The sequence below is a fragment of the Aquibacillus salsiterrae genome (genome assembly GCF_028416595.1).
In the GTDB taxonomy this organism is placed as follows: domain Bacteria; phylum Bacillota; class Bacilli; order Bacillales; family Amphibacillaceae; genus Aquibacillus_A; species Aquibacillus_A salsiterrae.
Genome location: NZ_JAMQKC010000003.1, coordinates 137,015 through 148,577, shown reverse-complemented (window position 1 = coordinate 148,577; position 11,563 = coordinate 137,015). Strand labels below are relative to the sequence as shown.

Genomic DNA, 11,563 nt, shown 5'->3' with positions numbered 1-11,563 from the left:
ATTGGGGGAAATGGGCATGGATGCAAATCACGAGGTGTTTTTACAAGTGTTAGATCAGATAAAGGCTGATATTGAAGCCGGTTTTTTTCGGGAAAAGGCGCCATTGCCATCAGATTTTGAACTGGCAAAACAGTACGGGGTCTCTCGGTCAACCCTAAAAGAAGTTATAAGGGTGTTAGAAGAGGAAAACATTTTGACGACAAGACACGGTTTAGGAACTTTTGTTAATCCAAAACCTATTTTGTCAACAGGGATTGAAAAGCTGGGTAGTGTAACGGAGATGATTCTACAATCGGGCAAAACACCGGGCTCACAATATTTGCTAACAGAGTTATTTCCGCCAACAAATGAGGACAAAGCCCGCTTTGCACCAAAACAGATTGACACTATTGCGCAGATTGAAAGGGTAAGAACTGCTGATGGACAACCTGTTGTATATTGTATAGATAAAGTGGATGAAAATCTGATTCCTGTTGATCAAGTTCATAATCATGGCTCGATTTACCGTTTAGTGGAATCTTATAGTAACAAGACAATTACACATGCAATTACACAAATAGAACCAATCAGCTATCATGAAAAAATTTCACCGATGTTACACTGTGAGCCGAATCAAGCCTTATTGTTACTTAAACAAATGCATTATACAGAAAATGACGAACCAGTACTCTATTCTACTAATTATTTTCGACCAGATGTATTTAGTTTCTCTATTTTGCGAAGAAGAGATTAAGTTATTTCTTCACCTTAGGGAGGTGGTAATTACATCATTGCTACGGAGAAAAATGTATTGATTTAAAATTATACATTTAAGAAGTTGTTCAAAAAGTCACCAAATACTACGCATCTCTTCATCGACTTTTTGAACACGCACTTAAAATAAAAAGGTAATGGAGGTAATTATGTTGAAAAAAAATCGTTTTTTACTGTTGATTGGACTGTTGTTATCACTTAGCTTCGTTTTAGTTGCATGTGGAACTGCAGACAATGAAGAAGATACTGCTACAGATACAGAAGACCAAGGCCAAGCAAATGAAGGTGAAGCTACAGATGACGAAGCTGCATCAGACTTTAGTGTCGGAATGGTGACGGATGTTGGTGGTGTAGATGATAAATCATTTAACCAATCCGCTTGGGAAGGCCTTCAAGCGTTTGGTGAAGAAAATGGAATGGAAAAAGGGAAAGGTTTTGATTATGCACAATCCGATGCAAATGCTGATTATATGCCAAACTTAAACCGCTTAGTACAACAAAATTATAACCTGATTTATGGAATTGGTTATAAACTAGCAGAGGATTTGGGTAAAGTAGCGAAGCAAAACCCTGATACAAACTTTGCTATTATTGACTCAGTTGTTGAAGGAGAAAACGTTGCAAGTATTACTTTTAAAGAGCACCAAGGTTCTTTCCTTGTGGGGGTTGCTGCTGCACTGAAAAGTGAGTCAGGAAAAGTAGGTTTTGTTGGTGGAGAAGAAAGTCCGTTAATTAAAAAATTTGAAACAGGTTTCCGTGCGGGTGTAGCAGCCGTTGACCCTTCTATTGAAGTCAATGTTCAATATGCAGAGTCGTTTGCTGATGCAACTAAGGGTAAAGCCATTGCTTCTAATATGTATAACAGTGGTATTGATGTTATATATCACGCTTCCGGTGCAACAGGTAACGGAGTTTTTTCCCAAGCTAAAGACATTAAGAACGGAAATCCTGATGCGAATGTGTGGGTTATTGGTGTAGACCGTGACCAATATGAAGAAGGTGAAATCGGGGACGCTAATGTCACTTTAACATCGATGATAAAACGTGTTGACGTTGCAGTCCAGTCTGTATCAAAGCAAGCACTTCAAGGGGAGTTTCCAGGTGGTGAGACACTAGAATTCGGTATCGAACAAGACGGTGTTGGTGTTGCTAAGACAAATGAAGAAGCTTATACAGCGGAGATTGATGCAGCTGTAGAAGAGTGGAAGCAAAAAATTGTTGATGGGGAAATTGAAGTACCTTCTACCGAAGAAGAGCTTACTACTTTTCTTGAATCCCTTTAAGTAGGGAAAGGCTTATCTTGAACAAAAGCGCTGAAGCTGGACGTGAATGTCGCTGAATGTTATCCATGCTTGGATTTTTTTATGCTTTCTTATCTTGTAAGAAAAGGCTAGAGTAATCTAGCCTTTTTCCATCATTTTCTTGAAGATGTTAAAAATTAACAAATGAAGAGAAAATAACGCCTCTTCATTTGTTAATTTTTAAATGTAAATCTTTATATTGAATTGATTAGAATATTCCATTTAAGGAGTGGGGATATTGGAAAACTTTGTAATAGAGATGCTTGACATTCGAAAAGAGTTTCCGGGTATTGTTGCTAATAATAATATTACTCTTCAGGTTAAACAAGGAGAAATACATGCTCTTCTCGGCGAGAATGGTGCGGGTAAATCTACATTGATGAATGTATTATTTGGTCTTTACCAGCCTGAAAAAGGGGAGATACGAGTCAAAGGGAAGAAAGTAAATATTACCGATCCAAATGTTGCTAACGATTTAGGAATTGGCATGGTTCACCAACATTTTATGCTTGTTGATACATTTACCGTAACACAGAATATCATATTGGGAAATGAACCAAGAAAATTCGGAATGATAGACATGAAGAGGGCGGAGAAAGAAGTTTTAGAGTTGTCTGAACGCTATGGGTTAAAAGTAGATCCCCAAGCGAAAATTAGTGATATTTCAGTCGGGATGCAACAGCGGGTTGAAATATTAAAGACGCTATACCGAGGGGCTGAAGTTTTAATCCTTGATGAACCGACTGCTGTTCTTACCCCACAAGAAATAAAAGAATTAATAACCATTATGAAATCATTAATCAAAGAAGGTATCTCCATCATCCTTATTACCCATAAATTAAAAGAAATTATGGAAGTGTGTGATCGTTGTACAGTAATTCGTAAAGGCGAAGGTATTGGAACCGTTAATGTTTCGGAAACAAATCCAAACGAATTAGCTTCTTTAATGGTTGGTCGTGAGGTTAATTTTAAAACAGAAAAGAAACAAGCAGAGCCAAAGCATGCCGTTCTTTCCATTACAGATTTGCGTGTTCACGATGCAAGAAATGTGCCGATGGTAAAAGGGTTGAATTTGGAAGTGAAAGCAGGGGAAATAGTAGGGATAGCTGGTGTTGATGGTAATGGTCAATCTGAATTGATTGAGGCTATCACTGGCCTACGAGCTTCTGAAGCAGGCAGAATCATGCTTAATGAGAAAGATATCACGAACTTGACACCGAGGAAGGTTACCCAATCAGGTGTTTCGCATATACCACAAGACCGTCATAAATTCGGGCTTGTACTTGATTTTCCTATAGGTGAGAACATGGTACTCCAGACTTATTATCAACAACCGTTTGCTAAAGGTGGGGTATTATCGTTTAAGAATGTGTATCAACATGCCCGTACATTGATTCAGGAGTATGACGTACGAACACCGAGTGAATATACAAAAGCAAGGGCACTATCTGGAGGGAATCAACAAAAGGCAATTATTGCTAGGGAAGTAGACAGGTCTCCTGATTTAATTATTGCTGCACAGCCCACTCGTGGTCTTGATGTTGGGGCAATTGAATTTATTCACAACAAGTTAATCGAAGAACGAGATAAAGGTAAAGCGGTATTACTTGTTTCTTTTGAACTAGACGAAATTATGAATTTAAGTGATAAGATTGCTGTGATGTTCGATGGAGATATTGTTGCAACGGTTGAACCAGGAGAAATAAATGAGCAAGAACTCGGACTTCTGATGGCTGGTAGTAAGAAAGAGAAAGTTGGTGGAGAGTGATGTTATCTACTAGGATGATAAATCTTATCGTTCCTATTATTTCTGTAGTATTAGGACTTTTGGCTGGTGCCATTATCATGCTGATATTTGGTTATAATCCAATCGCAGGTTATATTGCACTGTGGAACGGCGCTTTTGGAAACGTTTATTTCTTCGGAGAAACAATTCGTCAAATAACACCATATATATTAACTGGACTTGCCGTCGCATTTGCCTTTCGAAGTGGCCTATTTAATATTGGTGCCGAAGGGCAAGTAATTGTAGGCTGGTTAGCATCTGTATGGGTAGGTGCTTCCATTCAAGCGCCAACCATTATTCATTTGCCATTGACAATCATTGCTGCTGCATTGGCTGGTGCACTATGGGGATTTCTTCCAGGTTTATTAAAAGCAAAACGCGGTGTACATGAGGTCATTATTACTATTATGATGAACTATATTGCCCTTCACGTTGCAAACTATCTGATTCGAAATGTGTTAACGGATAAAAGTGACTCGACGGCCCCAATTGAAAACACCGCTTCCTTAGCGTCTGAATGGCTTATGGAAATAACCGGATATTCACGAATGCATTATGGAATATTAATTGCTTTATTTGCTGCGGTTATCATGTGGTTCCTGTTAGAGAAGACAACGATTGGATATGAACTTCGAGCTGTTGGTTATAATCAACATGCATCAAACTATGCAGGGATGAATGTTGGGAAAAACATTATTCTAGCTATGATGATCTCTGGAGGTTTTGCTGGTCTTGCTGGTGCGATGGAAGGATTAGGAACATTTGGATATATGTCTGCTAACTCATCCTTTACTAATTTAGGTTTTGATGGCATTGCCGTTGCATTACTAGGAGGAAATACAGCTCTAGGTTCAGTTATTGCTGCCTTTTTGTTTGGGATATTAAAAATAGGAGCTCTAAATATGCCTACTTCAGCCGGAGTGCCTTCTGAACTGGTGGAAATTGATATCGCATTAATTATTTATTTTGTTGCGTCAAGTTATATAATCCGGTGGACTTTACTTCGCTTCTTCAAGAAGGAGGAGAAATAAAATGACATTTATTGATACGTTACAATCAATTATTCCAATCGCCCTGTTTTACTCCGCTCCTCTTATTTTAACTTCCCTTGGTGGGGTATTTAGTGAACGGTCGGGTGTAGTTAATATCGGTTTAGAAGGGTTAATGGTAATGGGGGCGTTCGTTGGTATAGTATTCAATTTGACCTTTGCTGAAGTATTTGGAGCTGTCACACCATGGATTTCGATACTCGTTGCTTCGATTGTAGGTGCCATTTTTTCTTTATTACATGCGGTTGCATCGGTCACGTTTCGCGCCGACCAAGTTGTTAGCGGGGTTGCAATTAACTTTTTAGCACTTGGGTTAGGTGTATTTTTAACGAAGCAATGGTATGGGAAAGGTCAGACGGATATGGTGGATCAACCATTTTATACAACAGATATCTGGCTATTATCTGATATTCCTATTGTCGGTCCGATTTTTTTCCAAGGCGTTTACGCTGTATCCTATGTAGCTATTCTATTAGCCTTTGTTGCTTGGTATATTTTGTTTAAAACATCTTTTGGTCTGCGATTGAGATCAGTTGGTGAACACCCTATGGCTGCAGACACGAATGGAATTAATGTTTATTTAATGCGGTATATTGCTGTATTTATTTCTGGTGCCTTAGGTGGCTTGGGCGGGTCAGTTTTTGCGTTAACGATCGCCTTTAATTTTTCTCAGGCAACCATTGTCGGACAAGGGTTTATGTCTTTAGCAGCAGTTATTTTTGGGAAATGGCATCCGTTAGGGGCTCTTGGAGCGGCATTATTTTTCGGTTTTGCACAAACGCTAAGTGTCGTTGGTTCGAGCATTCCTTTCTTAGCGGATGTTCCGTCTGTGTATTTAACCATCGCTCCTTACTTACTAACAATCCTAGCGCTAGCAGGATTTATCGGTAGAGCAGAAGCTCCTAAAGCAAATGGTCAGCCTTACATTAAGGGGAGTCGTTAGAAAAAGTGATATTTTAAAATGGATGTTCTTTGAATAAAAGAAACCTGGTAATTGTTACCGGGTTTCTTTTTGGGTATACTAACAAAGACAAAGGCAAGTAATCTTATTAAATGGATGAAAACCTAAATAGAAAATGATGAAATAGGGAGGTATACAAGTTTATGCAACCGATTGAAGAGGAAATCATTATAGAAAATGGCTATAACCTACATCTTATTCCTAGTAAGAAATATAAAACAATTAACATGATTGTCAAATTTAAAGCGCCATTAGAAAGAACTACAGTCACCGAAAGAGCACTGTTGCCCTACATATTGCAGCAAGGTACTGAAAAATACCCATCAGCTAGAGAGTTGCGAACGGCGTTAGATGATTTATTTGGAACAGTTTTCACTATCGATAGCGCAAAAAAAGGTGAAAGCCATATTATAACGGCTCGGATGGAAGTGGCCAACCAAGCTTACCTAACTTCTAATGTTGAAATTATCAAGGAAGCTCTAGCTTTGTTAAATCAGATTATTTTCCATCCAAAAGGAAACAAAGAAAGCTTTGATGAGAAAATTGTCAATCGTGAAAAACAAACATTAAAACAAAAAATCGATTCTGTCATTGATGACAAAATGAGTTATGCCAATATGAGACTAATTGATGAAATGTGTCAAAAGGAACCTTATCAGCTTCATGTTCAAGGCTATGAAGAAGACCTCGAGGCAATTGATGCGAAAAATCTTTTTGACTATTACCGAACCATGTTAGTTGAAGATGAGCTCGATATTTATGTGCTGGGCGACTTAGGGGATTTCTCGATACAAGAATTAATTGCAACTTATTTTGCAAGAGAAAAAGAGGACAGAAATCAACCAAATCCAACGATTACCCAGAAGATAGCGGATGTAAAAGAAATTGTCGAAGCCCAAAATGTTCAGCAAGGGAAATTGCATTTAGGCTACAGAACAAACATTACGTTCAGTGATCCGTTATACCCTGCTTTACAAGTTTTTAATGGAATTTTCGGTGGCTTCCCGAGCTCCAAGCTGTTTATGAATGTGAGGGAAAAACATAGCTTAGCGTATTATGCTTCCTCCAGGTTTGAAAGTCACAAGGGATTATTGTTTGTTTTTAGTGGGATTGACCCAAAAGATTATAAACAAGCAAAGAATATCATTATCGAACAGATGGAAGCAATGCAATCTGGAGACTTTTCTGATGATCAAGTCGAAGAAACAAAACAAATGGTAGTTAATCAGTTTCTTGAGACATTAGACCATCCACAAGGCTTAATAGAAGTGTTGTACCATCAAATTTTAGCTGATTTGACGATTTCACCAGAAGAATTAATGGCCAAAATAAAGCAGGTTAAAAAGCAAGATATATTAGAAGTTGGAAAAAGACTCGAATTAGACACTGTTTACTTCTTAACTAGTCAAGGAGGTAATTCGATTGAATAAACGTTATTACGAGCAACTAAAAGAAACCATTTACTCTGATACATTAGAAAATGGACTACGCGTATTTCTTTTACCAAAACGAGAGATGGCAAAGACATATGGAGTATTTTCGACAGAATATGGGTCGATTGATCAATCCTTCGTTCCAATCGGTGAAACAGAAACAATTACAGTACCTGATGGAATTGCTCATTTTCTTGAACATAAATTGTTTGAAAAAGAAGACCGTGATGTCTTTCAAGATTTTACAAAAAGAGGAGCCTCGGCAAATGCCTTTACGTCATTTACTAAAACAGCTTATTTATTCTCATCAACAAGTAGTATTAAGGAGAATATTGAAACACTGTTAAACTTTGTTCAGGACCCTTATTTTTCAGATAAATCAGTGGAAAAAGAAAAGGGTATTATTGGACAGGAAATTAAAATGTATGATGACCAACCGGATTGGCGAGCATTTTTTGGTACGATACAAAGCTTATATGAAAATCATCCTGTACAAATTGATATTGCAGGAACGGTTGAATCTATCGCAGAAATTACCAAAGAGGATCTTTACACTTGCTACCGGACCTTTTATCACCCATCAAACATGATTTTCTTTGTCGCAGGTAATTTCGAACCAGAAGAAATGATGGAACTGATTCAACAAAATCAATCCGCAAAAAAATTCCCGTCAGTCGAGGAGATAAAACGGTCGTTCCCTGAAGAGCCAGAGCAGGTAGCGAAGAAAAAACATGTCATCGAAATGCCTGTTTCTGTTTCGAAGTGTATGGTGGGCATAAAGGAGAAGATTGATGTTTCAGACAAGCATAGCTTTATTCGGCAGGATTTATTGACAGACATGATTCTTGATCATTTTTTCTCAAAAAGTGGTGAGTTTTACCAACAGTTGTACGATAAAGACCTAATTGATAACAGCTTTGGTTATGAGACAAACCTAGAAAAGGATTTTGGTTTCTCTATTCTTGGAGGTAACACAACAAAACCAGACGAACTAGCTGATGCCATCACCACTATGTTGCAGAAGTTAAAAGAATCACCACTTAATGAGGAAGATTTTGAGCGAATAAAACGAAAAAAAATCGGTCATTTTTTACGTTCACTGAATTCCTTGGAGTTTATTGCGAATCAATTCATCCATTATACGATGCTTGGAATCGACCTATTTGAGGTATTACCTATTATTGAGAACTTAACTTTGGATCAAGCTAATGATTTTCTAACTCATTGGGTAGATGAAAATAGAATTGCTGTATGCCAAATCATCCCTAAAGCAGGGTAGTCATGGGTGGAAAGTGTTTAGTTGTTGGTGCAAGTGGGGATATTGGGTTAGCTATTGTCAAAAAATTAGCTGTTGAAGGACATCGGATTATCCTTCACTATAACCGAGATAAACAGGTATTTAACGAATTAGTAGCAGAATCGATTGATTCAATCGTTCAAGGTGATTTAAGTACATCACAAGGCATCCATCAGTTTCTCGAGCACTTAGATGATTCGATTGAAAATGTTGTTTTCGCAAGTGGGATAAGTCATGTTGGCCTGTTTCAAGATACGACGGAGCAGATAATGGATCGGATGATTCATCTTCATGTTAAGGCTCCGTGGATGATCTCGAAGTATTTACTGCCCAACATGATCACGAATAAAAAGGGAAATATTATACTTATTTCTTCGATTTGGGGAACGAAAGGTGCTAGCTGCGAGGTGGTCTATTCCTCAGTTAAAGGTGCACAAAATACTTTTGTTAAGGCATTGGCGAAAGAAGTTGGACCAAGTGGAATTAGAGTGAACGCGGTAAGCCCCGGGTTTATTGACACCAAGATGAATCAAGTGTTTTCTGCTATAGAAAAGCGGGAATTAATCGAAGAAATTCCTTTACTTAGGTCTGGTCAGCCAGTTGACGTAGCAAACCTGGTTGCCTTCTTGCTTAGTGCAGAATCAGCTTACATTCATGGTGAAGTCATTGAAATTACTGGAGGATGGGATTAGATTATTTTTGGAAAATTGTGGATCTCCTTTTGACGATATGTTTTATTATTCCTTACTTTATTTCATGTATAAAGTTAGCGATATTTCAAATGCTATGGTTGTAAGTTGAATGAAGGAGGAATAAACATGTCTGTTCTTGATAATTTCGAATCATGGAAAGACTTTCTTGGTGACCGTTTACACCAAGCAGAGAGTCAAGGGATGAACCAACAGGCAATTACTGAACTTGCTTATGAAATTGGTGGTTACCTATCAAACCAAGTCGATGCAAAAAACGACCAAGAAGCTGTGTTACGCGAGATGTGGAATGCAGCTAACAAAGAAGAGCAGCACGCAATCGCCAATATTATGGTGAAGCTTGTTCAAAGCGAAGGTACAGGTAGATAATAACAAAATAGTGCAAACAAAGCCCTTGCTATTTACGTTGCAGGGGCTTTGTTCTCGTTAGAATGGTTAAAAACTTCTTTTCAGTTAATTATTACCTTTTCTAATGGAATAAAATCATTTATGATGGTAGTAGTAGATTAGCCTGTCTGAGGAGTTTTACGATGGAAAAAACGGAATGGTACCTAGAATATGAAATTCAACATAATCGCCCGGGGTTATTAGGCGACATTTCTTCTTTGTTGGGAATGCTTTCCATTAACATAATAACGATTAACGGTGTAGAAAATAGTAGACGAGGAATGTTACTACTATCTCGAAAAGATGAACAAATCGAACGCTTAAAGTCGATTTTAAACACAATGGACACGATTAACGTTACAAAATTAAGAAAACCAAAACTAAGAGACAAGTTAGCAGTCAGACATGGACGGTATATTCACAGTGATATTGACGATAAAAAAACGTTTCGATTTATTCGAAGTGAATTAGGACTATTGGTTGATTTCATGGCTGAATTATATAAAAAAGATGGGCACAAACTAATTGGGATAAGAGGATTACCACGAGTAGGAAAAACAGAGTCAATCGTAGCTGCGAGTGTGTGTGCCAACAAACGATGGCTATTTGTTTCGAGTACGTTGCTAAAACAAACCATCCGAAGTCAATTGATTAAGGAAGAATACAGCTTAGACAATATCTATATTATTGACGGAATTGTTTCTACTAGAAGAGCGAGTGAGAAGCATTGGGAATTGGTAAGAGAAATAATGAGGTTACCTGCTACCAAAGTAGTTGAACATCCTGACATTTTTGTCCAACAAACAGAGTATAAATTGGAAGATTTTGATTATATTATCGAACTTAGGAATGATGAAAACGAAGAAATAACCTATGACCCGATTGAGAACAATGGATTTGGCCAATCGAACGGTTTCTCAATGTTTGATTTTTAACAATGGATGGTGTTGAATATGGAAATTGGTACAAGGCTTAAGGAAGCAAGAGAGCAAAAGAAACTGTCATTAGAAGATGTCCAAAAAATAACTAAAATACAAACCCGATATTTACAAGCAATTGAAAAAGGCAATTTCGATATAATGCCAGGTAATTTTTATGTTAGGGCTTTTATAAAGGAATATGCCACTGCCGTTGACTTAGATCCTGATCAGTTAATGGATGAGTATAAAGAAGAGTTACCTGTATCCACAGAGGATAAGACCATCCAATTTTCACGGGTACAGCGTAGTCGTAAAGAGTCAACCTCAACGAAAAGTCCTGCTATCTTTTCTTTTTTACCTACTGTAATTGCCATTTTGCTTATCGTTGGCGTGGCTTTTACTATCTGGTATTTTTATCAACAATCTACAGATCAACCTGAACAACAGGTTGACGTTGAAAAAAATAATGGGGACCAAGTGACCTTGCCACCAGATCAGTCGAGTGAAGATAGTAACGAAAAAGAAATGGGGCAAGAGCAGGCCAAAGATAGTCAAGTAGAAGAGTCACCAACTGAAAACGAAGAACCACCAGCAACAGAACCTCAAATAACAGTAACTAAACAAGATAATGGTCAAACGACCTATGATTTTATCAGTAATTCTGATGACTTAAGGCTAGTGTTCCAGACGACTGATAAAAATTGGCTAGAAGTTGAAAACGGTCTTGGGAAAAGTTTCTTTTACGAAACGTTGACGAAAGACAATTCCCCAGCAGAAATTGACATGTCTGGTGAAAAACAAATTTACTTAAGAGTTGGAAATCCTACCACTATCTCGATTCGTCTTAATGAGATCGAGGTGAAATTCCCGGATGATATCAATCCAAATGAAGTTCAAGAAGTTTGGATTAATATAAAAAGTGAAACACCATAGTATAGTGATAAACCCTTTTCATCATCATGGAAA

The 11,563-nt window shown here is 37.7% G+C and carries 11 protein-coding genes; all 11 read left to right on the top strand.

What is annotated here, in order from left to right; all coding sequences use genetic code 11:
• The first annotated feature begins 16 nt into the window (after positions 1-16).
• The 11 genes from NC799_RS05370 (at position 17) to NC799_RS05320 (ending at position 11,530) form a co-directional block, all read left to right on the top strand.
• On the top strand, positions 17-733 hold the full coding sequence (locus NC799_RS05370) for a GntR family transcriptional regulator (RefSeq protein ID WP_272445346.1): 717 nt from the start codon (positions 17-19) through the stop codon (positions 731-733).
• A 169-nt stretch (positions 734-902) separates the two neighbouring features.
• Entirely contained in the window at positions 903-2,036 is a 1,134-nt protein-coding gene (locus tag NC799_RS05365) for a BMP family lipoprotein (protein WP_417006669.1), read from the top strand.
• Between the two features lie 277 nt (positions 2,037-2,313).
• Positions 2,314-3,822 carry an ABC transporter ATP-binding protein gene (locus NC799_RS05360; RefSeq protein ID WP_272445593.1) on the top strand — a complete coding sequence of 503 codons (1,509 nt, stop codon included), beginning with the start codon at positions 2,314-2,316 and terminating at the stop codon, positions 3,820-3,822.
• A complete protein-coding gene (locus NC799_RS05355; protein WP_272445344.1) occupies positions 3,822-4,871 on the top strand; it encodes an ABC transporter permease in 1,050 nt (349 codons plus the stop codon). Before NC799_RS05360 ends, NC799_RS05355 begins: the two co-directional genes overlap by 1 nt.
• 1 nt (position 4,872) lies before the next feature.
• Complete coding sequence (locus NC799_RS05350) at positions 4,873-5,832, top strand: ABC transporter permease (protein ID WP_272445343.1); 960 nt, start codon at positions 4,873-4,875, stop codon at positions 5,830-5,832.
• Between the two features lie 161 nt (positions 5,833-5,993).
• Positions 5,994-7,280: an EF-P 5-aminopentanol modification-associated protein YfmF gene (gene yfmF / locus NC799_RS05345; RefSeq protein ID WP_272445342.1), complete on the top strand. Its 1,287-nt coding sequence runs from the start codon at positions 5,994-5,996 to the stop codon at positions 7,278-7,280.
• A complete protein-coding gene (yfmH, locus tag NC799_RS05340; RefSeq protein WP_272445341.1) occupies positions 7,273-8,562 on the top strand; it encodes an EF-P 5-aminopentanol modification-associated protein YfmH in 1,290 nt (429 codons plus the stop codon). Before yfmF ends, yfmH begins: the two co-directional genes overlap by 8 nt.
• 2 nt (positions 8,563-8,564) lie before the next feature.
• Entirely contained in the window at positions 8,565-9,272 is a 708-nt protein-coding gene (gene ymfI / locus NC799_RS05335; protein ID WP_272445340.1) for an elongation factor P 5-aminopentanone reductase, read from the top strand.
• Positions 9,273-9,398: 126 nt separating this feature from the next.
• A complete protein-coding gene (locus tag NC799_RS05330) occupies positions 9,399-9,659 on the top strand; it encodes a DUF3243 domain-containing protein (protein ID WP_272445339.1) in 261 nt (86 codons plus the stop codon).
• Positions 9,660-9,820: 161 nt separating this feature from the next.
• Positions 9,821-10,612 carry a YmfK family protein gene (locus tag NC799_RS05325; RefSeq protein WP_272445338.1) on the top strand — a complete coding sequence of 264 codons (792 nt, stop codon included), beginning with the start codon at positions 9,821-9,823 and terminating at the stop codon, positions 10,610-10,612.
• Positions 10,613-10,630: 18 nt separating this feature from the next.
• Positions 10,631-11,530, top strand: coding sequence for a helix-turn-helix domain-containing protein (locus tag NC799_RS05320; protein WP_272445337.1), 900 nt, complete (start codon positions 10,631-10,633; stop codon positions 11,528-11,530).
• Positions 11,531-11,563 lie beyond the last annotated feature (33 nt).

Bases quoted from the DNA above. Each gene is read 5' to 3' on its own strand.
- NC799_RS05370 (WP_272445346.1), top strand. From the start codon at position 17: ATGGATGCAAATCACGAGGTGTTTTTACAAGTGTTAGATCAGATAAAG.
- NC799_RS05365 (WP_417006669.1), top strand. From the start codon at position 903: ATGTTGAAAAAAAATCGTTTTTTACTGTTGATTGGACTGTTGTTATCA.
- NC799_RS05360 (WP_272445593.1), top strand. From the start codon at position 2,314: ATGCTTGACATTCGAAAAGAGTTTCCGGGTATTGTTGCTAATAATAAT.
- NC799_RS05355 (WP_272445344.1), top strand. From the start codon at position 3,822: ATGTTATCTACTAGGATGATAAATCTTATCGTTCCTATTATTTCTGTA.
- NC799_RS05350 (WP_272445343.1), top strand. From the start codon at position 4,873: ATGACATTTATTGATACGTTACAATCAATTATTCCAATCGCCCTGTTT.
- yfmF (WP_272445342.1), top strand. From the start codon at position 5,994: ATGCAACCGATTGAAGAGGAAATCATTATAGAAAATGGCTATAACCTA.
- ymfI (WP_272445340.1), top strand. From the start codon at position 8,565: ATGGGTGGAAAGTGTTTAGTTGTTGGTGCAAGTGGGGATATTGGGTTA.
- NC799_RS05330 (WP_272445339.1), top strand. From the start codon at position 9,399: ATGTCTGTTCTTGATAATTTCGAATCATGGAAAGACTTTCTTGGTGAC.
- NC799_RS05325 (WP_272445338.1), top strand. From the start codon at position 9,821: ATGGAAAAAACGGAATGGTACCTAGAATATGAAATTCAACATAATCGC.
- NC799_RS05320 (WP_272445337.1), top strand. From the start codon at position 10,631: ATGGAAATTGGTACAAGGCTTAAGGAAGCAAGAGAGCAAAAGAAACTG.